Annotated in this window: 23 protein-coding genes; 11 read left to right on the top strand and 12 right to left on the bottom strand. The window is 56.4% G+C overall.

The genetic code is table 11. From position 1 onward, the window contains the following. Positions 1-72: 72 nt before the first annotated feature. Entirely contained in the window at positions 73-3243 is a 3171-nt protein-coding gene (locus tag LB462_RS00755) for an autotransporter domain-containing protein (RefSeq protein WP_224505522.1), read from the top strand. Positions 3244-3272: 29 nt separating this feature from the next. Here the strand turns inward: LB462_RS00755 and LB462_RS00750 are convergent, their stop codons facing one another. From LB462_RS00750 to LB462_RS00730, 5 genes are all read right to left on the bottom strand, one after another. Then, positions 3273-3623 carry a DUF1491 family protein gene (locus LB462_RS00750; RefSeq protein ID WP_224505521.1) on the bottom strand — a complete coding sequence of 117 codons (351 nt, stop codon included), beginning with the start codon at positions 3621-3623 and terminating at the stop codon, positions 3273-3275. A 221-nt stretch (positions 3624-3844) separates the two neighbouring features. After that, entirely contained in the window at positions 3845-4717 is an 873-nt protein-coding gene (locus LB462_RS00745) for a peptidoglycan-binding domain-containing protein (RefSeq protein WP_224505520.1), read from the bottom strand. Then, positions 4692-6500: a sensor histidine kinase gene (locus tag LB462_RS00740; protein WP_224505519.1), complete on the bottom strand. Its 1809-nt coding sequence runs from the start codon at positions 6498-6500 to the stop codon at positions 4692-4694. The genes LB462_RS00745 and LB462_RS00740 overlap by 26 nt, the downstream gene beginning before the upstream one ends. Positions 6501-6832: 332 nt before the next feature. After that, positions 6833-7159 carry a MocE family 2Fe-2S type ferredoxin gene (locus LB462_RS00735; RefSeq protein ID WP_224505518.1) on the bottom strand — a complete coding sequence of 109 codons (327 nt, stop codon included), beginning with the start codon at positions 7157-7159 and terminating at the stop codon, positions 6833-6835. Between the two features lie 20 nt (positions 7160-7179). Continuing rightward, entirely contained in the window at positions 7180-8238 is a 1059-nt protein-coding gene (locus LB462_RS00730; RefSeq protein ID WP_224505517.1) for a fatty acid desaturase, read from the bottom strand. Positions 8239-8367: 129 nt separating this feature from the next. On the opposite strand from LB462_RS00730, the gene LB462_RS00725 reads away from it, so the two are divergent. The 3 genes from LB462_RS00725 to LB462_RS00715 all read left to right on the top strand — a co-directional run bounded on the left by LB462_RS00725 (position 8368) and on the right by LB462_RS00715 (position 10523). Then, positions 8368-9399: a LacI family DNA-binding transcriptional regulator gene (locus tag LB462_RS00725; protein ID WP_224505516.1), complete on the top strand. Its 1032-nt coding sequence runs from the start codon at positions 8368-8370 to the stop codon at positions 9397-9399. Positions 9400-9568: 169 nt separating this feature from the next. Then, a complete protein-coding gene (locus LB462_RS00720; protein WP_224505515.1) occupies positions 9569-10027 on the top strand; it encodes a DUF5330 domain-containing protein in 459 nt (152 codons plus the stop codon). Between the two features lie 55 nt (positions 10028-10082). Further along, positions 10083-10523 carry a SufE family protein gene (locus tag LB462_RS00715; protein ID WP_224505514.1) on the top strand — a complete coding sequence of 147 codons (441 nt, stop codon included), beginning with the start codon at positions 10083-10085 and terminating at the stop codon, positions 10521-10523. On the opposite strand, the gene LB462_RS00710 is transcribed toward LB462_RS00715, so the two are convergent. Together LB462_RS00710 and LB462_RS00705 are read right to left on the bottom strand one after the other, a co-directional pair. Beyond that, the gene (locus LB462_RS00710) at positions 10520-11314 is read right to left on the bottom strand and encodes a DUF6456 domain-containing protein (RefSeq protein WP_224505513.1); all 795 of its coding nucleotides are present in this window, start codon (positions 11312-11314) and stop codon (positions 10520-10522) included. The two genes, LB462_RS00715 and LB462_RS00710, sit on opposite strands and share 4 nt — an antisense overlap. Continuing rightward, on the bottom strand, positions 11311-11766 hold the full coding sequence (locus LB462_RS00705) for a helix-turn-helix domain-containing protein (RefSeq protein ID WP_224505512.1): 456 nt from the start codon (positions 11764-11766) through the stop codon (positions 11311-11313). Before LB462_RS00705 ends, LB462_RS00710 begins: the two co-directional genes overlap by 4 nt. A gap of 196 nt (positions 11767-11962) precedes the next feature. Here LB462_RS00705 and LB462_RS00700 point away from each other — a divergent pair, with 196 nt between their 5' ends. Further along, entirely contained in the window at positions 11963-12265 is a 303-nt protein-coding gene (locus tag LB462_RS00700; RefSeq protein ID WP_224505511.1) for a cytoplasmic protein, read from the top strand. Positions 12266-12434: 169 nt separating this feature from the next. Here the strand turns inward: LB462_RS00700 and LB462_RS00695 are convergent, their stop codons facing one another. Further along, positions 12435-12872, bottom strand: a complete 438-nt coding sequence (locus tag LB462_RS00695; protein ID WP_112527519.1) for a Ros/MucR family transcriptional regulator — start codon at positions 12870-12872, stop codon at positions 12435-12437. Positions 12873-13268: 396 nt separating this feature from the next. On the opposite strand from LB462_RS00695, the gene msrB reads away from it, so the two are divergent. Together msrB and LB462_RS00685 are read left to right on the top strand one after the other, a co-directional pair. Further along, positions 13269-13673 carry a peptide-methionine (R)-S-oxide reductase MsrB gene (gene msrB, locus LB462_RS00690; protein ID WP_209997579.1) on the top strand — a complete coding sequence of 135 codons (405 nt, stop codon included), beginning with the start codon at positions 13269-13271 and terminating at the stop codon, positions 13671-13673. Positions 13674-13915: 242 nt separating this feature from the next. Further along, positions 13916-16033 (top strand): S9 family peptidase, encoded by a 2118-nt coding sequence (locus LB462_RS00685; protein WP_224506014.1) that lies wholly within the window; start codon positions 13916-13918, stop codon positions 16031-16033. A gap of 7 nt (positions 16034-16040) precedes the next feature. Here the strand turns inward: LB462_RS00685 and LB462_RS00680 are convergent, their stop codons facing one another. Beyond that, positions 16041-17462, bottom strand: a complete 1422-nt coding sequence (locus LB462_RS00680) for an amidase (protein WP_224505510.1) — start codon at positions 17460-17462, stop codon at positions 16041-16043. Positions 17463-17606: 144 nt separating this feature from the next. On the opposite strand from LB462_RS00680, the gene LB462_RS00675 reads away from it, so the two are divergent. Both LB462_RS00675 and LB462_RS00670 read left to right on the top strand, forming a co-directional pair. Beyond that, positions 17607-18164: a cysteine rich repeat-containing protein gene (locus tag LB462_RS00675; protein ID WP_224505509.1), complete on the top strand. Its 558-nt coding sequence runs from the start codon at positions 17607-17609 to the stop codon at positions 18162-18164. A gap of 138 nt (positions 18165-18302) precedes the next feature. Beyond that, entirely contained in the window at positions 18303-18641 is a 339-nt protein-coding gene (locus tag LB462_RS00670) for a metallophosphoesterase (protein ID WP_224505508.1), read from the top strand. Between the two features lie 262 nt (positions 18642-18903). Here the strand turns inward: LB462_RS00670 and LB462_RS00665 are convergent, their stop codons facing one another. After that, positions 18904-19617 (bottom strand): L,D-transpeptidase, encoded by a 714-nt coding sequence (locus tag LB462_RS00665; protein ID WP_224506013.1) that lies wholly within the window; start codon positions 19615-19617, stop codon positions 18904-18906. 411 nt (positions 19618-20028) lie between these two features. Here LB462_RS00665 and LB462_RS00660 point away from each other — a divergent pair, with 411 nt between their 5' ends. Beyond that, positions 20029-20907 (top strand): branched-chain amino acid aminotransferase, encoded by an 879-nt coding sequence (locus LB462_RS00660; protein ID WP_224505507.1) that lies wholly within the window; start codon positions 20029-20031, stop codon positions 20905-20907. Positions 20908-21073: 166 nt separating this feature from the next. Next, complete coding sequence (locus LB462_RS00655; protein WP_224505506.1) at positions 21074-21673, top strand: superoxide dismutase; 600 nt, start codon at positions 21074-21076, stop codon at positions 21671-21673. 83 nt (positions 21674-21756) lie between these two features. Here the strand turns inward: LB462_RS00655 and LB462_RS00650 are convergent, their stop codons facing one another. Together LB462_RS00650 and LB462_RS00645 are read right to left on the bottom strand one after the other, a co-directional pair. Further along, positions 21757-22026: a BrnA antitoxin family protein gene (locus LB462_RS00650; protein WP_224505505.1), complete on the bottom strand. Its 270-nt coding sequence runs from the start codon at positions 22024-22026 to the stop codon at positions 21757-21759. After that, complete coding sequence (locus LB462_RS00645) at positions 21977-22267, bottom strand: BrnT family toxin (protein WP_224505504.1); 291 nt, start codon at positions 22265-22267, stop codon at positions 21977-21979. The genes LB462_RS00650 and LB462_RS00645 overlap by 50 nt, the downstream gene beginning before the upstream one ends. Positions 22268-22398 lie beyond the last annotated feature (131 nt).

Genomic DNA, 22398 nt, shown 5'->3' with positions numbered 1-22398 from the left:
TGTATTAATTTTCTCGTAAAGCACCGCTCCATAATAAGGCAATATTACTTAATTTATATTGGAAGGTGCATCATGTTGTTTGCCAAAGTGCGGCGCAAGCTCCTGCGGGGCGTTTGCGGCTTGTTTTTTATTGCCGGTCAGATCGGATTTTCTCAAGCAGCTCATGCGGAGGATCCGATCGATTTAACTGCCGTCGAAGCCTACATCAAGGCAAATAGATATCTGTTGCGCGACCACATTCAAAACAAGATCGTTCCAAATCCTCCTGCTCATTTCAGCCCTGCCGAGAAGCTTGATTTTGCGGCTGCACGCAGATTCCAGACCTTGGCCGATCTGAAGCGGCGCGATCTCGCAGACGACGACGAGGATGACGACGACGACTACAGACTACCGACCTTCTACGCGGCGGCACTCGGCGCGCATACGAAAGGATTTGAATTCACTCAAAGCTACGAAGATTTGGCAGGTCTTTATCGTGAGTGGAGCCGGGGCTATTCCAAATTCAAGGACGATCACGAAAGAGCCCGGCCCCGGGACGTTTTTGATGAGGACGGTCAAATTCTGCAGGGTTTTGAAACTGAAACTGGCGACTCTTATCCAAGCGGCCACTCATGGATGGGATTTCAAGATGCCGCAACCTTGATGCAGATATTTCCCGAACGTGGCGATGAAATCTATTCCCGTGCACTGCAATATGCTGAAAGCCGCGTCATTGTTGGTGCGCATTTTCCAGCGGATGTCATTGCGTCGCGTACTGCCAATCTTGTCTACCTGTCTCATCTGATGGGGGTAGGTTCATATGCGGCGGCCGTACAAGCGGTTGCAAGGGAAAACAGGACATCGCTGGAGACACAATGCGGCAAGAGCGTCCGGCTCTGTTTGCAGAACGAGCCAAAGCCGATCTACGATGGATACTCGAAGGATGATTTCTCCGTCGGCCATTTTGGCGCCTTGTTTGACAAGCCTGCAACCCAGGTCGGGCCGCAAGATATTCCGGACATAGCCGCAAACTTGCTGCTGCCGCGTTTTTCATATCTTACACCAGAGCAGCGCAAGCAGGTTCTGGCCAGCACAGCATTTCCAGATAATATGATCGGCCTTGGCCTGCGCAACCCCATAGGTACGGCCGACACGGACAAGGATGGCGTCGATCCTTTAGGGGACGCCACTCCACAGGATGCCAATTGGGGCCTCATCAATCTGGCCCGGGCACAGAATGGTCCTGCCTATTTCTATACTGATTTTGCAGTCAACCAGGTCTCGGGCAACGCATGGGACTATGCAGGTTTTGGAATACTGGATCGCTGGAGCAACGATATCGCCGGGCCCGGCGGCCTGATGAAATCTGGCCCGGGCACACTGCAGATGACAGGCAACAATACTTATGAAGGTGCCACGACCATCGATGGCGGTACGCTTGTCGTAGATGGTTCACTGACCTCCAATGTTGCTGTAAACGGTAGTGGTACAATCACCGGCGACGGCACGCTGGGCGGTTCTCTTATGGTCGACAATGGCGGTACGGTTTTGCCCGGCAATTCCGCCGGCACACTTACGGTTAAAGGCGATGCGACATTCAACAGGGGCAGCGCCTTTATTGTCGAAATCGCCACGAACAAACGCTTCGCCAGTCAACTTATTGTCGAAGGAGAGGCAGTGCTCAACGGAGGCGTTGTTTCGACGCGCTTCGCCGGGCAAGAAGCATTTTTAGGTTCAGACGATATCAGAAAGTTGCTGGACTATAATTATGTCATTCTGACTGCCGAAGGCGGCGTAACCGGCCGGTTCGAAGGCGTGAAAGAAGAATACAAATACCTCGCGCCAGTCCTCAGCGTTGGTGGAACAGGCAAGACCGTGAAACTTGGCTTTTCCGACAAGATCGCTGAACCGCAGGTAACAGTGCATCCACAGGTAATGACTGACCCGCAGGCGATTACCGATCCGAAGGTAGAGGTTGCCCCAACAGTTGAGCCTGTCCTGAAAGTTGAGATTGAACAAGCTGAGATTGATGCGAAGAGTGAGGCTCCCTCCCACCACATCCAGGTCGGCTACGATGCGGTGACGCCAAATCAGAAGTCCGTGGCGGGCGCGATCAATCGAATGGAGGCAGGCGACGCACTATACAACACCGTGCTCTTCACACTGCAAGGAGAGACGCCGGCCTACGATGCCCTTTCCGGCGAGACTCATGCCACAATTTCCGGCGCTCTGGTGCAGAGCGATACCAGCATCAGCGCTGCTGCGACCAACCGCGTGCGGACGGCCTTTGGCGGTGTTGCGATCAAGGTACAGCCTACGATTGTGATTGGCAGCACACCGTTGGCCTATGGCCCCGGGTCGCCAGAAGCCAAAATAACAGACGCCTTTGCCTCCATTCAACCAGCCACCCCGGCCACCGCCCTATGGGGCGAGGCCTATGGCGGTTGGGGCCATGTGGACGGCAATGACAATGCGGCAGGCTTCAGCAGCAGCGGCGGTGGCTTCGTCACCGGTCTCGACAGTGTCGTTGTGAACACATGGCGGCTTGGTGTTCTGACGGGCTATGGCAATACCTCGCTCCATAGCGGTCGCGGCAAGGCTTCGGTCGATAGCTATCAGATCGGCGTCTATGGCGGCACGCGGTGGGATAGTTTCGGGCTTCGCCTCGGCGCCAATCTTACGCAGCACGAGATCAATACCAGACGCAGCGTCGTCTTCAGTCAGATCGCCGGTCAGCACGATGCTGCTTACGATGCCAATACCGTGCAGCTTTTCAGCGAGATCGGCTATGAGATCAAGTCCGCTTTTGCCGATTTTGAACCCTTTGCTGGGGCGAGATATGTACACCTGAAGTCGGGCGGCTTCCGGGAGCGCGGGCATGATCACAAATTGAGCGATGGTTCCGATCTGGGTGACATTACCAATCTGACCGGCTTTGCCAGCAACAGCGATTTGACGACAACAACGCTTGGGCTTCGTGTCAGCCACGATTTTGCTTTGAGCGAAACCGTGGGCCTGACAACCCGCGCAATGTTTGGCTGGAATCATGCCTTTGGCGATATCACGCCGCAGCAGCGGTTAGCCCTTGGCGGCCAGACGTTTACCACCCAAGGCCTGCCAATTGCGGATGATACAGGCGTTATCGAGGCAGGATTCGACGTGGGTATCGGCGAGAGCACCACAATTGGCCTCTCCTATACAGGACAATTTGCTGAGAAGGCTCATGACAATGCAATCAAGGCCGACCTTTCAGTGAGATTCTGAACATAATGGAACAGGCCCGGGCCTGTTCCCTACATGCCTTTAGCAACCGGAAACAGCTCGGATCGATCGCCGCGATAATCCTCGATCTCGACGATCCACAAATCCCGATCCCAGCGCTTCTGCTTTTCCAGATCGTCATTGATTTCCATTTCAGCCACGCCGGTATTCAATGGCGTGAACAGCCGCTCATCAGGCTTGGTTTCGTCATAGACCATCTGCGGTGCGGGCCCGAAAAGATCGTAGCTCCCGTCAACGTTGCGGAACTTGATGAAGATCGCGCCGGCCTCGGCTGCGCCCTTGTTGCTCAGCGCAGCGAATGCACCTGTACCATTGACGCGCCTGACCAGTGCGGCAACCCAGAATTCAGATGTCAGGCGCATGCGGTTTCTCTCAATTCGGGCGATGCAGTCGATGCCGATTATCTCTCCCCTTGTGGGAGAGAAAGGATTTACCTGGATTTAGCCTCTGTGCTAAATCCAGGTAAATCCAAGTGAGGGGATAGTTCATTGAAGCAAATCCCCTCTCTGGCGATTTCTAGCACTTAGCAAGGGCTAAGATGCTGAAATCGCTTTCTCCCCACAAGGGGGGAGATAGCCAGAGCTCAATTTATTAAACCTATTTCCTGCATCTTGGCGAGGAGCTTTTGATCCGGCTCGCCCGTCACCGGCAGACGGAACAGCTTCTGGAATTCGCTCACGGCACTTTTGGTGGAGGCGCCGACCTTGCCGTCAATCTCGACCATGTCATTGCCGAACGCGCGAAGGCCCGCCTGAACCCGTACGATCTCTGCGGGCGACAATCCGCCAGCGCTCGCGACGGCAGCATTGTCTTGCGACGGACTGGTCGAAACCTTTTGGATTGTAGCCTTTTCTTGCATCTGTTCCGGCTTCTTCTCCGGTATGGCGATGCTCGCGGTGGTCTCGCTGGCATTATCAACAGCCTGCTCGGGCTCGATACCCATGGCGGCCGTTGCCTTGCGATAGGCATCGATGGCCGCACGGGTGCCTCTGCCTGAAATCCCGTCGACAGTGCCGCTATAAAAACCAAGCGCCAGCAGTTTCTGCTGCAGCTTGGCCACTTCCGGATCGCCGCCTGGCGCCAGAACCGGGTCGCCATTGATCGCGGCGGCAATCGGGTCGGGGCTCTGCGGAACGGGAACAGATTTTACCTTGCGAATGGGCGCGTCGGCCGATTGTGCCTGCGAGGTACCGCCCGGCAATGAAATACTGCTTTGCTTGACGGGTTTGAAAACGAGTTCCGGCCGCGTGCGGAAGAACACGCCTTCATGCACATGCGGCTGATACCAAAGCGCATTGGCGGAGATGAAGCCCAGTGTGACCAGGAAGGCCGTCGTGCCGCCGGCAATACCAGGATTGCTGGCGATCAGACTGCCGGTAGCGAAAACAGCCACGGCGAACTTGCCCCGCCTTGGAGCGCGCCGCTTGCTGCTAGGCCGACTTACGGGCTTCCTCATGGGAACCTCCCTCGATATCGCTTTCGATCTTGAATTCGACAATGTTCGCCTCGTCGGAGAAATGTTCGATCACGGGACCGTCCAGGGGAATGCGCACATCTACAACGGTGCCCTGCCCCGGAGTACTCTTGATCCTCATCTCGCCGTCATGCAGCCCGACAAGGCCCTTGACCGTGGCAAGGCCAAGGCCCGTACCTTCGTGATTGCGCGTGTAGTCGTTCTGCACCTGCCGGAAAGGCTGGCCCAAGGTCTTCAGGTCCGCTTCGGCAATGCCGATGCCCGTATCGCTGACGGAGAAGGCCAGCATGTTGTCTTCGATCAGCGCATCGATGGTGACGACGCCGCCGCTTTCGGTAAACTTGATAGCGTTGGAAACGAGGTTGATCAGCACCTGATTGATGGCGCGGCTATCGGCAACGACGTTACCGATGCGCGGGCTGACACGGTCGCACAAGGTCACGCCCTTCTGCGATGCTTGATGCGCCATCATATCGTGCACCATGGTCACGGCATTCTTGAAGGCGAAGCTCTCCGTGAAGATCGGATAGGTGCCGGCCTCGATCTTCGACACATCGAGAATGGCGTTGACGACCGAAAGGAGATGATTACCTGACTGGTTTACAAGTTCCACGTATTCGCGCTGGCGTCCGGCCGGCAGCTTGCCGCAAATCTCCTGCAGCAGCACATCGGAAAAGCCGATGATCGAGTTGAGCGGTGTGCGCAGTTCATGGCTGACCGAAGCAAGGAAACGACCCTTGGCGATTTCGGCGGTTTCGACCTCCCGGCGTGCAATTATCAGCGCATTGCGGTCAGCGACGGCTTGGGAAATATCGGTCGCGACAACGACAAAACCTGCGTCCTGGCTATGCGGCACAGCGCGCAGACGATAGGTGGCGAAGCGCACGCTATGGGCGTGTTTCGGCGTCGCGCCCGGCGCAACGCAGCGTAGCTTGATCTCGGCTGTCGCACTCGAAGCGCCGCTCTTCATATCCGACAGGAAACTCAAAAACTGCACACGATCCGACACGTGCACACGGTCGAGCAGAGGCGTGCCAATCAGGAGATTGCGTGCGATGCCGAACTGGTCCTGCGCGTTGGGCGACAGCGAGAGAATGAGCCCGTCCGTCCCAAGGCTGAACACGACGCCGTCGATAGCGTTCTCGAGATCGGCAACGCGATCATCGCGGCGGGCAGCAGCGCTGCGGGCGGCGAGAGTGCTGGCTGTTCTGACAATAAGTGTCGCCATATAGCCCAAGGAAGCAAGCAGCACCAAGGGCGACAATGTCACGCTTTCACCTGCCCGCATCGCAACGACAAAGAGTATTGCGAGCACCCCGGCGGCAATACCAGCCGGCAGGCGAATGGATTTCTCATTGCGGCCGATAAACCAGGTTTCGAGAGGGATGGCCGCGGCCATGATCCAGAGCAGCAAATTCGCCGATGGTGTGGTGACGCCGATTGTGGCGACAGATAGCGAATAGGCGATGAGCGCGCTCATGCCGACCGATGCGCTGTTCTTCGATACTGAAAGCGCACCGCAAAAGATCATCGGAAGCGCCAGAACGCCGGCAACGAGGCTCAACATCGCGTCGAGCTCACCCACGATCGAGTGGCTGGTGATCAATGCAACAGCCAGCATCAGCGGCATGCCGAGAAACGCGCCGGCCATACGCGCGTCCCGCTCGGCGGTGGCACCACCAGCTGCGGACGGACTGACCCAGCGCTTGCACAGGCGTTTGTAGCCTGCCGCAATTCTGGATTGTGTGACGGAGTGAATCGGCACCAACTTTTTCCTGCTTTCCGCGAAATCTGGCCGGAGCCGGATAAGTCGCGGTCATTTCCCGAATGTTCTCTGCAACATTCCTGTCGGCGTTAACTTTTGCAGATGAGGCTTTAAGGAAAGGATAAAGCGGGGCCGCCGGACGCCAAGCGAACGGTGTTTCAAGCGATTGTGACGGTCATGGTAAATGAAGGGTTTCGGCTCGGGGCAGCTTTGCCGTCCGAATCGTAAACCATCGGTTTCGCGAATCGCTTTTGAAAGCAGAGAGCGCCGCAGGGACTGTAGGGTTTCGTCGAGGTCGACGCGGACGCTGGCCTTGCCTGGGGAAAACGTCGTTACAAGGCAATCAGGATTTTGCCGTCTTCGACCTTCACCGGGTACGTCCTCAGATTGACGCAGACGGGCGCGCCCTTGGCCTGGCCTGTCCGATAGTCAAAGCGTCCATTATGCTTGGGACATTCGATGACATGATCCATCACCAGTCCGTCGGCAAGATGGACCTGTTCATGCGTGCAAAGTCCATCGGTCGCATAATATTTGTCTTCGGGCGAACGATAGATCGCAAAGGTCCTGCCGTTGTGATCGAAGCGAACGACATCCTCCTCATCGATATCGTCGGCCTCGCAAGCCATGATCCAGTTTTCGATGTCAACGCTGCTCATTATTTTCCTCCTTGGTTGTTTTATTCTGCGGCCACGGCGTGCATCGGCAGCGGACGGCGGACGTACCAGCTCGGGTCCTTCACCTGTCGCAGCACAGCGGGAATAATCTCTGCGTAGCAGGCCCACAGACCCTCATAGGCGGGAGGGCACTCGTCCTTGATCATCGCATGCAGCTTGTGAAGATTGTAAAACGGCACCATCGGGAACATGTGATGCTCCACGTGGTAGTTCATGTTGATATACATAAAGCGGAAGACCGGATTGGTTTTCCAGGTGCGTGTGCTCAGACGATGATCGCGAATATCCTCCTGCATGCCGGCGTGCTGCGTGAGGTTAAAGAGCTGGGCCATGAAGCCGCCGTAGAAACGGGGCAGCACCATGAACATCGCCGGCAGGATCGATTGCGTCAAAACGCACGCAACGATGACGGCAATGAATACCGCGACAAAGGCTCGCGATGACCAGAAGACCTTGCGTTTCTCCCCTTCCGGAATGAAGTGGCGTCCCTCCTCGTTCAGGCTCCCGAATGCATGACGCACGATAGAGGCGATCTGGGTCAGCCCCGACTTGAGGAAGAAGAGATCGAGGAACATGCCAAGAATGTCGGGCGGCCGAGGCACGGCAATTTCCGGGTCACGGCCGACGAAAAGCGTTTCCGTGTGATGGCGCGAATGGCTCCAGCGCCAGTAATGCCCCTCATGCAGGGTCATGAAGCCGTTCAGATGATAGAGAATCTCGTTGATCCGGCGCGTCTTGAAAGGAGTGCCGTGGGACAACTCATGCGCATGATGGTCGGCCATGGAATAGACCAGCCCATAGACAGTGAAGGCCGGAACGCACCACCAGGTACCCCACGTCAGGTAGGCTACGATCCCGGAACCGACGAGAAGCGCCAGCCAAATTCCAAAATGTCTGAGACCTGCGGCATCGGACCGCTTGATGAGCTGCTTGAATTCCTTTCGATCCACCTTCGCCGAAAACCATTCAGCCTCGACCTTCTCCTCGAAGGCATCACCCGTTATGACGGCGGCACCGTCAGCATTGCCCACCAAGGCATAACTTCGAATTCCATCACTCATTTCGGCCTCCCTGACGAACCCGGAAAATACGTCGACAGGCACGCTCAGACAATTGGAATGAAATATTTCCTTTCAAAAACTGTCCGGTTAAGCAACAATGACGTGAAATAATTCTTTCATTGAGGTCACATGCGCCGTCCCAACATGACCACGCTCGCAAAGGAAGCCGGAGTCGGCCTTTCTACAGTCGATAGGGTGTTGAACGGCCGTGCGGATGTGCGGGAGGAAACCGCAAGCCGCGTGCTGGAAGCAGCCGAGCGGATCGGGTTCTACGCCACGCCGCTGCTGCGCCAGCGGCTGAAGACCGACGCACCCCAAAAGACTTTTGCGTTTCTTCTCCAGCAGAAGACGACGGCCTTTTACGAACTACTGGGAACTGCACTCCGGGAGGCCGTTGAAAGCAGCCCCTCGATCCGTGGAAAAGCGATTGTCGAGTTCATGGACGATCTTACGCCCGGAGCCGTTGCCGAGACGCTGAGACGAGTCGGTCGTGGCGCTGACGGCGTCGGCATCGTCGCGGCCGACCATCCGAGCGTTACGGCCGCCATTGACGAGCTGGCGGCCAGACAGGTTCCGGTCATTGCGATGATTTCGGATCTGACTGCTCCATCGCGCTCCGGTTACGTCGGTCTCGACAACAGAAAGGTCGGCCGAACCGCAGGCTGGCTTCTTGCCAACATGATCCCCGCCCCGTCTACGGTGGCAATTTTCGTGGGCAGTCACCGCTATCTCTGCCAGGAAGCCTGTGAGATTGGCTTTCGAGCCTTCCTGCGCGAGAATGCCCCACATCTTCATCTTCTCGAACCCGTCGCTACATTCGAGAGCGACCAGTACGCGTTCGAGGCAACCCTCGACCTCGTAAAGCGGCACGAAAGCGTCAAAGGCGTCTATGTCGCCGGAGGTGGTATCGGAGGAGTGATGGCGGCAATGAAAGAGCTTGAGGCCGACAAGCGCCCTCAGGTTATCGGCCACGATCTAACGCAAGCGACAGGTGCTGGCCTCGTCAGCGGCACACTCAAGGCGGTCCTTTCCCATCCAATCAAAGAAATCGCCAAGGAAACTGTCGAAATCCTGATCGCCCGCACCTTGGCAGCCCCCGATGCACCAGGCGTCACGCACCGAATTCTGCCGATGCATATATATACGCCGGAAAGTGTTTAGGAACGTTGTTCGGGCCAGATGACCTCAACCCCGCCTACCCTCAGCAGTTATTAATCGTTCGTTTCTATGATCGTTCAAATGCAGAAATGCGTCTCAACGGGTTTTTGCCGGATCTGTGTCAGTGTCCACCACGAAGGGTTGAATAGCGACGCTATAGAGGACTGCTGAAATGTTCTTTCTGATCAGGTTTGCGATCAAGTTCTGCTTCTGGATGTTGTTGATCTCCTTGTTCATTCCCGTGAACTCGAAGGACAATCTTCAGGGCGCGGGCCAGCCCGGCCCGATCGAGGCTCTTCTGGCAGCGCAGGAAACGATCAGCGATCTCAGCGATTTCTGCACCCGCAAGCCACAGGCGTGCGAAACGGGCAAGGCCGCACTTTCCAATGCCGGCGTCCGCGCAGGCGAGGTCGCGAAGGTCGGCTATGAGTATCTGGATGCACGCATGGGCGAGAATTCGAAGAAACCCGGCGCGCAAAACGCCGACACGGAATCCGGCGGGGGAGACGCCATAAAGGCGAAACTGCGTGAAATGGCCTTGCGCGAAATTCTCGATGCCGCCACTCGCCAACGTGAGCAGGCCAACGAGATCGACGACAAGACCCAGACCGGGACCGTCTCCCGGCAGTGAGAGCTTTTTCGATTCAGGCGGTGACGTTGGCCCTTCAAATCACTATATGTGATGCATGGCACAGACAATTGACGATATTTTTGCTGATTTTGACTTTCTCGATGACTGGGAAGATCGCTATCGCTATGTCATCGACCTCGGCCGCGACCTCAAGCCTTACCCGGAAGAGGCGCGGGATGCCGCTCACAAGGTCAGGGGTTGCGTCAGCCAGGTGTGGCTGAAGAGCACGCTTAACAGTGACACCGATCCCGTCATCGAGTTCGTCGGCGACTCCGACGCGCATATCGTGCGCGGCCTCGTCGCCATAATGATGGTGCTATATTCGGGCAAGCGCGCTTCTGAGATCATGGCGATCAACCCCGAAGCCATATTGAAGAAACTCGGCCTCGATGAACATCTGACGCCGCAACGATCCAATGGCCTGCGCGCCATGATCGGCCGCATCCGCGGCGAAGCCCAGAATGCACTCGCCCCCGCCGAGGTCACCCAGCATTAATTTCGAATCTCGGGCCGGTAATCCTCTGTGCCCCAGTGAATAATCCGACGGTTTCTTCGTGCAAGCGCCGGCGGGTGATAGTGGCGATCGAGTACCGCCAGCGCAGTCTTCAGGATCAATTTTGCCGAACGCACCGGCCATTGCCGTTCGCGTTCAACAGTCTCCAGCCCTTTCAAAAAGCAGCAGACGTCGATCAGCACGCCGGACAGTTCCGGTCCAACAGCCTCCAATGCCCGCTCGACACGCTGGCGCGCCGCGAGTGCCGCATCGGTGATCTCGAGCACACCATTGGCGCGTGAACCGGACCCGGTAACATCCCAGTTGACGCCGATCGAGGGCATCAGATTGCCGAGTGTAAAATCGGATCGCAGCCGCTCGCCCGCCTTGAACGCCTCATCGTTGATCAGCGGCAGACCCTTTGCATCCCTGCGATTGCGCAGCATCGCCAGCGGCGACTCCGCGTCATTGCTGCGCACCCGCATTGACCCGCTCTCATCGGCAATGGCAATGATTGCTTCGCTCCGATGCTGCCCGGCGTAAGGGTCGTTCGTGCATTCGAGACGGCGAAGCCAGGTGCGTCCCGTATCGCTGATCGAAACCTTGCCTTTGCGCAAAACCGAAAGACCTTGGCTCAGCGTGAACTCCACAACGTTTCGCGTCGCGGAAATCGTGCCATAGGCGCCGCTTTCCAGCACCAGCTTGTCAGAACTTTGCGTCTCAACAATTTCGGCTGCACCTTTGGCGACAAAACGCAGCAGCCGAGCAATCTCCTTATTGGCTGGCTCGATCATGCGCGCAGTCTCCCGCTTTCAACGTAGGCTACCCGAATGATATTTTCGATCGTCTGGATGATCCGGTCGAATTGCAGATCCTCGCGCATGTCCTCGACCAGATGGCAGGCGTGATTGACCGTGCTGCGGTCGCGGCCGAAGGCGCGCCCCACCTCGCTCATGGTCAACGCCAGTGTGACATGCGCCACATACATGCCGACCTGTCGCACCCTTGCCACTGAACGTTCGCAGCGCGAATGCGAACGCAGATCCCGGCCGCTCACATTGAAAAAAGCCGACAGGATATCGAGGACTCCGTCGCATAGCTGAAAAAGACGCTCATCGACCGGCGCTTCCTCGTCTATGACCGCCAACACGGGCCGCCTGAAACGGCATCGTCTCGCCTTCAGCGTATCGGTGACGGCCCGGGCTTCGACTCCAGAGCGGATCAGACAGGGCAAACTCGAAGACATTCTCACTCCACTTTGGCTATAGGAATATCTTCTTATATCGGAACGAACAAGAGCGTGGATAAGTTTTCCCGAACCCTCCTATTAACTACTTGTTACCAATAGATTTTTTGTTTTCTCATCAACTTTTATAGGAGTTTTATCCTACACTACTAGTGTTTCGCCATACTGCGTCTATCCCTCAACAAGGAATGGACGCATGTGGGCAATCGATTGGACCAAACAACGGAGCGCGTTTATCGCGGCAAAGGACAAGCATGTCAGCGAGGCGCGGCAGCGCCTGGCTTTGCAGATACTCTGCAACGCCGATCTGGATGGCTTGATCGCGCAGGATGATGAGTCAAAGTCTCAAATGTGCAGGCGGCTGAAGCGCCTGATCGAGCGTGAGCGCCTCAAAGGCGTCAAAGGCCACTGGAGTTACGATCTCAATCGCCACATTGGATTGAAGCAGGCGCTCGATACATTGAAGTCATCGATGCAGGAAGACGCAGTCAGTCAATGATCGTCACCGGAGATGATACCCGCAAACACGAAACGGCGCCTCTCGGCGCCGCTTCATCATTATTACATAGACCTGCTTGGCGGTCTCTTGCGCTTGCACCCAAGATGCGGAAGCATCGGAAACGCACAAAGCCCGCGCATCAGATGTGCATCAGGGTTGGCAAAGCTCTTTAAGCGGCCTTCTTGCGCTTGCGACCCAGGCCCATATTCTTTGCCAGGCGCGAACGGGCTGCTGCATAATTCGGAGCGACCATCGGATAGGAAGGATCGAGGTCCCACTTCTCACGATACTGTTCAGGGGTCAGGTTGTAGTGCGTCATCAGATGACGCTTCAACGACTTGAACTTTTTGCCGTCTTCGAGGCAGACAATAAAATCATCCGCGACAGACTTTTTCGGGTTGATAGCTGGCTTGGGTTTTTCCTGGATGGCAGTTACGGCTTCCAGACCACCGCCAACCCGGCCAAGGGCTGCATGAACATCAGAGATGAGACCGGGCAGATCGCCGGCCGGCACTGAGTTGTTGCTCACATAAGCAGCAACCAATTCCGCTGTGAGTTCCAGCAGCACGTCACTACCAGTTGTGTTTGAATTGTCGAACGTGGTCATCTAAGTCCAATTCCTTCGTCTAATTTGAAATCTGGATAGGTAGATTAAAATCACCAATATAAAGTCGATAACAGGCGAAGTCTCCTACGCCATTGGTAACAATCTATTCCGGATTTCGTTGAAAATGTCAAATCAATACTTTGCCTACGAAAGAAATATTTCAAATAATCCCCAGGACAGAGATTAACCGTTAGCAGCAGGAGATAGACCCAAGAAAGCCGGAACCTGAATGCCCACGCAGTAACAAGAATGCGCATGCAAAAGGATTTGCGGCATACCACTAAGACAAAAAATGGCAAAAATGAGGAATGCGGCGCAATACTTGAAGCATTCTATAATAACAGATATTGCGATGTGTAGTGTTCATCCCTACATTTGCGTAAAAAGGAACCAACGATGAACACAAAGACATTCAAGGTCGTTAAAACGGACGCCGAGTGGCGTGAACAGCTCACGCCGGAGCAATATCAAATCACCAGAAATCATGGGACGGAGCGCGCCTTTTCCAGTCCGAACTTCGATAGTAAACTCAAGGGATTGTACAAGTGCGTTTGCTGCGATCGTCCGCTCTATCGCTCTGAAACCAAATATGAATCCGGCACAGGCTGGCCGAGTTTCACTGCCCCGATCGAGCCTGATGCGGTCAATGCGATCGAGGATCGCTCCTATGGCATGCTGCGAACCGAAATAAAATGTGCGGATTGCGATGCCCATCTCGGCCATGTTTTCCCGGACGGCCCTCCCCCTACCGGCCTACGCTATTGCATGAATGGCAACGCGTTAGTCTTTGATCAGGATTGACGGGGCGATAACTTTCCCTACACATCTTTTGAACAAGTCATATCGTTTGCCGGGCGGCCCAATTTGTGCCGGCCGGCTCAGAGCCCGTTTGGAAAGTCGCTGCGGTGAGGCATATGGCGTGATTTTCGAGAACCGGAGCGCAGCGTACTATGGTACGTGAGCACCGGAAGCACAGAAAATCGCGTCAGATGACCACTGGAGTAGAGTTTACGAACGGGCTCGCAATCGTCGAAAGTTTTTCCATGACCAATCCGTCCCGTTTTTTGAGCATCCCTGCGCCGCAATCCGATAAGCACCCCATATCCGATACGCGCCACGGCATCACCCGCACAGACGATTATGCCTGGATGCGCGCTGACAACTGGCAGGACGTTTTTCGCGATCCTTCCACGCTGGATCCGGCGATTCGCATCCATCTCGAAGCGGAAAACGCTTACCAGTCATCGCTGATGGCCGACACCAAGGATCTTCAGGTGAGGCTCTTCGACGAGATGAAGGGCCGGATCAAGGAGGATGATTCGTCGGTTCCGTCCAAAGACGGGCCGTACGCCTACGGAACCTCCTACAAGACCGGTGGCCAGCAGCCACGCTTTTTCCGCACGCCGCGCGATGGCGGCGCGGAGACCATGCTGCTTGATGGCGATCTCGAAGGTGAAGGCAAGGCCTATTTCCGGCTTGCCTCGGCGGATCACTCTCCCGATCACAGCAAGATGATCTGGGGCTTCGATGACAAGGGTTCAGAGTTCTTCACGCTGAAGGTGCGTGACCTCGCAACCCTGCAGGACACCACCGAGACGGTCAGCGATACATCCGGTGGCGGCGTGTGGAACGCCCAGTCGAATGGCTTTTATTATACGCGCGTCGATGCCAATCACCGGCCGTCCCGCCTGTTCTACCATAAGCTCGGCCAGCCCGAGAGCGAGGACCGCCTGATCCACGAGGAGAAAGACCCGGGTTTCTTCCTTGGCGTCGGCGGCAGCACACTCAACGATTTTGTCTTCATCGATATCCACGATCACGAAACGTCAGAAATGTGGCTGCTGCCGGCCAATGACGATACCGCCGAACCGAAACTCGTCATCGAACGGCAGACCGGCGTCGAATATAGCCTCACCGAGGGCGGCGATGTCTTCTACATTCTCACGAATGCCGATGGCGCCAAGGATTTCAAGATCATGAGCGCCCCGGTGAATGCGCCGGAAAAGGCCAACTGGACCGAGATCGTTCCCCATAAGACGGGACGCCTGCTCCTCGGCCACTCGGCCTACAGCAATCATCTCGTCTGGCTCGAGCGTGAGAACGGCCTGCCCCGCATTATGATCCGCGACCGCCATTCGGGCGAGCAACATTCGATATCGTTTGATGAAGAAGCCTATGCGCTTGGTCTGCAGGGCAGCGCCGAATATGACACGGAGATCATCCGCTTCTCCTATTCGTCCATGACCACGCCGACCCAGCTCTATGATTACAATATGCGCACGCGCGAGCGCACGCTTCTTAAAACGCAGGAAGTTCCCTCCGGGCACAATCCGGACGATTACATCACGCGCCGCCTGCTCGCCCCGGCACCGGATGGCGAGATCGTACCCATTTCAATCGTCTATCATCGCGACACGAAGATCGACGGTTCGGCGCCTTGCCTGCTCTACGGCTATGGCTCCTATGGCATCACCATTCCGGCGAGCTTCAACACCAATTGCCTGTCCCTCGCCGACCGTGGCTTCATCTATGCCATCGCCCACATTCGCGGCGGCAAGGACAAAGGCTATGACTGGTACGAAAACGGCAAGCGTCTGAAGAAGAAGAACACCTTCACCGATTTCATCGCCGCGTCCGAACACCTCGTCGCGGAAGGGTTCACCAGCCATCACCGCATCATCGCGCAGGGTGGTTCGGCGGGCGGCTTGCTGATGGGTGCCATCGCCAACATGGCGCCAGGCAATTTTGGCGGCATCATTGCCGAGGTGCCCTTCGTCGATGTCATCAATACCATGCTCGACGACACGCTGCCGCTCACCCCGCCGGAATGGACTGAATGGGGTAATCCCATCACCTCGGCCACCGACTACGCCTACATGGCCTCCTATTCGCCCTACGACAACATCGTCGCGCAGGATTATCCGCCGATCCTTGCCGTCGCCGGCCTCACCGATCCGCGTGTGACCTATTGGGAACCGGCGAAATGGGTGGCAAAACTGCGGGACTTCAAGACGGACGGCAACCCGGTGCTCTTCCGCATCAACATGGATGCCGGACATGCCGGTGCCTCGGGCCGCTTCTCGCGATTGGAAGAGGTCGCCTATGTCTATGCCTATGCGTTGAAGCTGGTCGGAAAAACCGGCGTTTCGGGATCAAGCTGAGATCGGCTCAGCCAGGCGAGCGTGGGTCGATTGGCGTGATCGGACCGAGGTCCAGAACAAGCTCAAGCGCACGCGCAGCAGCCAGCACACGTCCCTCAGCCCGTCCGCGGCCAACGATCTGCAGCCCGACGGGGCGTCCATCGGAGGTGAACCCGCAAGGAAGACTTAGCGCTGGCGAAGTCGTCAGCGTGATCGCATAGGCTATCGCCAGCCACTCGACATAGTTTGAGAAGGTGTAGCCGTTACATTCCTTCACGTACCGCTCGCCCACGGGATAGGCGGCGACGATCGTGGCCGGACAAAGCAGCAGGTCATAGGTGTCGAAAAACGCATTCATCCTGCGGAACATCACGGCGCGATTGTTTTCCGCCCGGACAAGGTCTGCCATGGAATAGCTGAGACCCTTCTCGATGTTCCAGACGACTTCGGGTTTCATTTTATCCGCATGGCTTTCCAGAAGGCCCGCATAACTGGCGGCGAAGGCCAGGCCCCGCATGACCTGGAACGTATCATGTGCTTCGGAGAGGTCGGGATGCGCTTCTTCAACAAAGGTGCCAATCTCGCCAAAGCGTGCGGCCGCCGCGCGACAAATCGATGCCACTTCCGGGTCCACCGGCGTAATGCCGAGATCTGCGGAGAAAGCGACACGCGCGGGCCGCCAGCCGGAGCGCGCCGCAGCAAGAAAGCTTTCAGTCCTCGGCAACGACAGAGGGTCTGCAGGATTTTCGCCGGTCATCGCGTCTAGGAGAAGCGCCGTGTCCTCGACAGTACGACCCATCGGCCCCTTGACACTCAGCAGGCGATCGATCTTGGCTCCCGGATTGCTGGCAACGCGGCCGGGGCTGGGGCGCAGGCCTACCACGCCGCAGAAACTTGCGGGATTGCGTAAGCTGCCTCCAAGGTCGGATCCTTGTGCGACCCAAGCCATGCCGGTGGCAAGTGCCACCGCTGCCCCGCCGGACGAACCCGCGGCCGAGAGCTTCGTGTTCCAGGGATTCAGCGTCGCGCCGAAGACGTCGTTGAAAGTATTGGCGCCCGCACCAAACTCCGGCGTGTTTGACTTTGCGTAGATGACGCCGCCTTCAGCCTCGATCGTCTCGACGAGAATGTCGGATTTCTCTGGAACGTGGTCAGCGAAGATGGTCGAACCATAGGTGGTACGCACGCCAGCCACGTCCGTCAGGTCCTTTATTGGCACCGGCAGACCCGCCAGGCGGCCGCGGCTGCCGAGGGGCCGTTGCATCAGCAGGCGGGCTTGATCGCTGGCCCGATCGAAGCAGAGGATGGGAAGTGCGTTGACGGCAACATCGACAATCGCCGTGCGCGCTTCAAGCGCATCGAGACAGTCGAGCGGCGTCACCTCACCCCGATTTAGCAGATCGACAACGTCGCAGGCGGGCATGTCCGTCAGACCCACATCACCTGTCATGACCTAGTCCTCTGCCGGAGCGCCGCAAGACGGTACTATACTTATCTTCGGGGCGGTGTCCAACCGGCGTCTCGTAACTGTAACGTACTTGCTCCGTCGAAATAGCGTGTCAACCTACTCTGGGATCCACCAGGGAGAGGTTCGATGTTCAAAGACACCACAAAACGTACAGGCCGCAGAGGCGGCCTGTTTATAACCATGCTTTGTATGGCCGGCGTTTTCGCCGTTGCCGCAGCCGCCCAGCAACCAACAGCAGCGCAGCAAAGCGCCATCAAATCCGCCTGCCGGTCCGATTTCATGGCGCAATGTTCGGGCGTGCAACCCGGAGGCAAAGCCGCACTCACCTGCCTGCAGCAGCATAACTCGTCACTTTCTTCCGCTTGCCAGTCGGCACTAGCGGCGCTCGGTGGAGCAAAATCAGCACCGGCGGCATCTTCAACCGGCACGGCAACCGCCCCAGCCGCAACCGCCCCCGCGACCGCGACTGCTCCTGCCGCAACTGCACCCGCCACGACAGCGATGCCCGCGCCGTCTTTCACGCCGCGCCAGGAGATGATGATAGTTCGCCAATCGTGCGGCCCTGATTTCCGGAGGCTCTGCAGCTCTGTCGCCTTGGGCGGCGGGCGGGCTATCGCATGCCTGAGGAACAATTTGGCCAACTTGTCGCCGACCTGTCAGAAGGTGCTGACAGCAGGACGCTAGCCATTCAAGTTACCTTCACTTCGCCGTGCTGCGGCGTTCGCGCAGTTACCTGCGCATTGAAATGAGCTATAAATACACGACGCCCGCTCGGGGGATTCGGACGCTTGGTTTGTTCTTGAATAGCCTCGGAGATTGTAAATGAAGAGAAGCGCATTCGCCCTGTTACTCGGCCTTGGTTTCCTGGCGCAGCCGGTGCTCGCTCTCACGGATATGTCGCAAGTGCAGGCGGCGGTTCGCAAGAATGTCAGCGAATATGCCGGTCAGCGCTGCAACACGCCGCCGCGCGGTTCCGGTATCATCCTCGGGCAATATACTGGCACGACGGACAACCCCATCCTTTCCATGGGGGGTGAAAATACGACGGTCTCGTTCTTTCGTTGCTTCACCTCCATGCAGGAATGCCAGGGCTGGCTCTACACCTTGCGCAGCAAATATACCGATGGAAATTCAGTGCTGATCAGCTGCAAGAAGAGATAGGCTTCACGCCGAGGCTCACAGCACCCAACGTAGCTCCTCCATCCTGCATATGGCTGGCAAAGAAAAAAGGCCGGTGGAGCGATCCACCGGCCTTTGATGTCTGTATCAAGCGTAACTTGGTACTACAGTTGCAAATTCGTCAGGCCGAGGCGAAAAGGTTGGTTTTCGAGCATAGGAGCGGAGCGTACATAAAGTACGTGAGCACCGAAGCGCAGAAAACCTGCCTTTGCAGCCCGGCATCACGAAGAATGCAACTGTAGTATTACGTGACCAGAACCGGCGTCTTGTTCGGCACGCGGTCGTAAAGGTCGATGATGTCCTGGTTGATCAGGCGCACGCAGCCGGATGAGACGGCCTTGCCGATAGACCACCATTCCGGCGAGCCGTGCAGGCGGTAGAGCGTATCGACGCCGTCCTTGAAGAGGTAAAGCGCGCGGGCGCCGAGCGGATTTTTAAGTCCCGGCTGCATGCCGCCATTTCTGGCACTATACTGCACCAGTTCCGGCTGGCGCGCGACCATTTCATCTGGTGGCGTCCAGGTTGGCCAATGGCGCTTCCACTGGACGACGGCACGGCCCGACCAGGCGAAACCTTCCTTGCCGATGCCAACGCCGTAGCGGATCGCCTGTCCGCCTTCGCGCACCTGATACAAGAATTTGTCGGTCGTATCGACGACGATCGTCCCCGGCTGTTCGCCGGTCGGATCCTGCACGATCTGCCGAAGATAGCGCTTGTCCATCTTTTCAATCGGGATCGCCGGCAGTTGATAGCCGTCATCTTCGCGTGCCGAATACATGGATTGAAACGAAGCGAAAGCCGGGTCGACATCCATTTGCGGCGTCGCGAGGGGATTGCCATAGTCATCGACCTGGATGACTGGCCTGTCGTCGCGGATCTGTGCGCAGCCTGCGAGACCGGCTGCGGCAGTCGCAGTCAATGCAGCCAGAAAGCCGCGACGGGAAAGTGTGTTTTGCATCATTGAACCAGGTTGGTGACGGGATGGGGAAACGCGAAGTTGCGCCGCCTAAACGCACAATGAATATGGCGGCTAACCGTTGACAATAGGGCGCAAACAAGGCGGCTAGCCGACTGTTGCCGCGCCGCAACAAAAAGCGTGCACGCAACCGAATTGGCCGTTCAACTTCGGATAAACACTTTGTGAGAACGCCGGTTATCTCTCCCCTTGTGGGAGAGAAAGGATTTTCCTGGATTTAGCCTCTTCGCTAAATCCTTGGAAAATCCAAGTGAGGGGGTAGTTCAGTGAAGCAAATCCCCTCTCTTGCGATTTCTAGCACTTAGCAAAGAGGCTAAGATGCTGAAATCGCTTTCTCCCCCGCAAGGGGGGAGATAAGGTGGCAAAAATTACCAGCGGGACGGAATCAGTATCATGGCGGTTAATACTCAAGCCCAAACAGTGACATGGACCTATGTCGATGGCGACTGGTACGAAGGAAATGTGCCCCTGATCGGTCCGCGAAGCCATGCGATGTGGCTGGCCTCGACGGTCTTCGATGGCGGGCGCTGGTTCGAAGGGGTTTCGCCCGATCTCGACAAGCACGCGGCGCGGGTCAACACATCGGCGATCGCCATGGGGTTGATGCCGACCATGAGCACCGAGGAAATCATCGGTCTCGCGAAGGACGGCCTGAAGAAATTCGACGGCAACACCGCCGTCTATATCCGGCCGATGTACTGGGGCGAGCATGGCGGCTATATGGGCGTCCCCGCCGATCCGGACTCAACCCGGTTTTGCCTGTGCCTCTATGAAGCACCTATGATCGAGCCGAGCGGTTTTTCGCTCAGCGTCTCGCCATTCCGCCGCCCGACTATCGAGACCATGCCAACCAATGCCAAGGCGGGCTGTCTCTATCCCAACAATGCTCGGGCCATTCTCGAAGCGCGTTCGCGTGGCTTCGACAATGCGCTACTGCTGGACATGCTAGGCAATGTCGCCGAGACCGGCACGTCCAATATTTTCATGGTCAAGGACGGCCATATTTTCACGCCGGCGCCCAATGGAACATTCCTTTCAGGTATCACCCGTTCGCGAACTATCGATGTGCTTGCCGATTATGGTTTCCGCACCACACAAACGACATTGAGCGTGCAGGATTTCCTTAATGCCGACGAGATTTTCTCGACCGGGAACCATTCGAAGGTCGTTCCCGTTATCCGTATTGAAGACCGCGATCTTCAGCCGGGTCCGATCGCCAAAAAAGCCCGGGAGCTTTATTGGGAGTACGCACACTCCACGCCGATAATTTAACTCCCGAATTGGCCGGATCTGAAATATTGATCCGTTTCGCATTGCTCCTGAAGAAATACGGACCTATGTAACGAACGCAGGTTTTGTCAGGATTGGCGACCATCCCATTCCGGGGCCCCTCCCGGGTAGCCAATCCAGTCACAATTGAATCGAAGAGGAGACTTCCATGGCTTTCGAATTGCCCGCACTGCCGTATGACTACGACGCGCTCGCACCCTATATGTCGCGCGAAACGCTCGAATATCATCATGACAAGCACCATAAGGCTTACGTTGACAACGGCAACAAACTGGCTGCCGAAGCCGGTCTCGAAAATCTTTCGGTCGAAGAGATCGTCAAGCAGTCCTACGGCAAGAATGCCGGCCTCTTCAACAATGCTGGCCAGCATTACAACCATCTGCATTTCTGGCATTGGCTGAAGAAGGGCGGCGGCGGCAAGAAGCTTCCCGGCGCACTCGAAAAGGCCGTTGAATCCGATCTCGGCGGCTATGACAAGTTCCGCACCGATTTCATCGCTGCCGGCACCACGCAGTTCGGCTCCGGCTGGGCCTGGCTCTCCGTCAAGAACGGCAAGCTCGAAATTTCGAAGACCCCGAATGGCGAGAACCCGCTGGTTCATGGCGCAACGCCAATCCTCGGCGTCGACGTTTGGGAACATTCCTATTACATCGATTATCGCAATGCCCGCCCGAAATACCTGGAAGCGTTCGTCGATAATCTGATCAACTGGGAATATGTCGAAGAACTCTACGGCAAGGCCAAGTAAGCGGCCCTACATCAAAGAAAACGGCCTCGTCATCGGGGCCGTTTTTGTTTTTAGACTCCTGGGTCAAGTAGCGTCCGGCCGTTTCAGGAATGGTTATGAGCTTTGACATAGGCCTTCAAGACGTCCTGCATACGCGTAAGATGCCCCTTGCCCTGACTTTTGAAAAACTCGAAAACATCCGGATCAAGTTTAAGGTGAACGGATCGAGGCTCTTTCGGTTTTACCAGCCGGGCATTCGCCCAAAAATCCGGTCCCAACTCCTCACCCTTCAAGGACCCGGAATTGCGAGAGAGTTTTCCTCCCCTATCCATTTTCTCCAAGTCGTCGAGCGATGCCCGCTTTATATTGGTCATGTTCAAGCTGACCTCCTTTCCACGCTGTTATGAGACGGGTGACCTCGTTTCGATTTGTATGAACAACTATGAAACAAATGTTCTCAACCATACCCAACGAAATAAACCGTTCTTCGCCGTAGTTCGCTCTCTCATCTCTTTTCGTCAGGACGGGGCCTCTAAAAAAAGCCGCATACAAAAAATCGACTCCATGCTTCTGCTTCACCTGTCGGCGTTTATTTTCATCCCATTCGAACTCCAATGAGACCGCTCCTTAAAATATCTGGTGATAAAATCTTCTCTAAAACCGGTACGCAGAAATATGAAGTAAGTGTACAAAAATAATGCACACTCTTCAAGCTTTGTTGGTATGGCTTTTTGTTCTCGCCTTCA

It is taken from the genome of Phyllobacterium chamaecytisi, assembly GCF_020164455.1.
Lineage (GTDB): Bacteria > Pseudomonadota > Alphaproteobacteria > Rhizobiales > Rhizobiaceae > Phyllobacterium > Phyllobacterium chamaecytisi.
The sequence above is the reverse complement of the archived record's forward strand: the minus strand, read 5'-3'. Positions and strand labels throughout refer to the sequence as shown.

Bases quoted from the DNA above. Each gene is read 5' to 3' on its own strand.
- LB462_RS00675 (WP_224505509.1), top strand. From the start codon at position 17,607: ATGTTCAAAGACACCACAAAACGTACAGGCCGCAGAGGCGGCCTGTTT.
- LB462_RS00695 (WP_112527519.1), bottom strand. From the start codon at position 12,872: ATGACCACGTTCGACAATTCAAACACAACTGGTAGTGACGTGCTGCTG.
- LB462_RS00685 (WP_224506014.1), top strand. From the start codon at position 13,916: ATGACCAATCCGTCCCGTTTTTTGAGCATCCCTGCGCCGCAATCCGAT.
- LB462_RS00700 (WP_224505511.1), top strand. From the start codon at position 11,963: ATGTGGGCAATCGATTGGACCAAACAACGGAGCGCGTTTATCGCGGCA.
- LB462_RS00705 (WP_224505512.1), bottom strand. From the start codon at position 11,766: ATGTCTTCGAGTTTGCCCTGTCTGATCCGCTCTGGAGTCGAAGCCCGG.
- LB462_RS00735 (WP_224505518.1), bottom strand. From the start codon at position 7,159: ATGAGCAGCGTTGACATCGAAAACTGGATCATGGCTTGCGAGGCCGAC.
- LB462_RS00745 (WP_224505520.1), bottom strand. From the start codon at position 4,717: ATGAGGAAGCCCGTAAGTCGGCCTAGCAGCAAGCGGCGCGCTCCAAGG.
- LB462_RS00755 (WP_224505522.1), top strand. From the start codon at position 73: ATGTTGTTTGCCAAAGTGCGGCGCAAGCTCCTGCGGGGCGTTTGCGGC.
- LB462_RS00750 (WP_224505521.1), bottom strand. From the start codon at position 3,623: ATGCGCCTGACATCTGAATTCTGGGTTGCCGCACTGGTCAGGCGCGTC.
- LB462_RS00660 (WP_224505507.1), top strand. From the start codon at position 20,029: ATGGCGGTTAATACTCAAGCCCAAACAGTGACATGGACCTATGTCGAT.
- LB462_RS00725 (WP_224505516.1), top strand. From the start codon at position 8,368: ATGCGCCGTCCCAACATGACCACGCTCGCAAAGGAAGCCGGAGTCGGC.
- msrB (WP_209997579.1), top strand. From the start codon at position 13,269: ATGAACACAAAGACATTCAAGGTCGTTAAAACGGACGCCGAGTGGCGT.
- LB462_RS00670 (WP_224505508.1), top strand. From the start codon at position 18,303: ATGAAGAGAAGCGCATTCGCCCTGTTACTCGGCCTTGGTTTCCTGGCG.
- LB462_RS00665 (WP_224506013.1), bottom strand. From the start codon at position 19,617: ATGCAAAACACACTTTCCCGTCGCGGCTTTCTGGCTGCATTGACTGCG.
- LB462_RS00655 (WP_224505506.1), top strand. From the start codon at position 21,074: ATGGCTTTCGAATTGCCCGCACTGCCGTATGACTACGACGCGCTCGCA.
- LB462_RS00720 (WP_224505515.1), top strand. From the start codon at position 9,569: ATGTTCTTTCTGATCAGGTTTGCGATCAAGTTCTGCTTCTGGATGTTG.
- LB462_RS00710 (WP_224505513.1), bottom strand. From the start codon at position 11,314: ATGATCGAGCCAGCCAATAAGGAGATTGCTCGGCTGCTGCGTTTTGTC.
- LB462_RS00650 (WP_224505505.1), bottom strand. From the start codon at position 22,026: ATGACCAATATAAAGCGGGCATCGCTCGACGACTTGGAGAAAATGGAT.
- LB462_RS00680 (WP_224505510.1), bottom strand. From the start codon at position 17,462: ATGACAGGTGATGTGGGTCTGACGGACATGCCCGCCTGCGACGTTGTC.
- LB462_RS00730 (WP_224505517.1), bottom strand. From the start codon at position 8,238: ATGAGTGATGGAATTCGAAGTTATGCCTTGGTGGGCAATGCTGACGGT.
- LB462_RS00715 (WP_224505514.1), top strand. From the start codon at position 10,083: ATGGCACAGACAATTGACGATATTTTTGCTGATTTTGACTTTCTCGAT.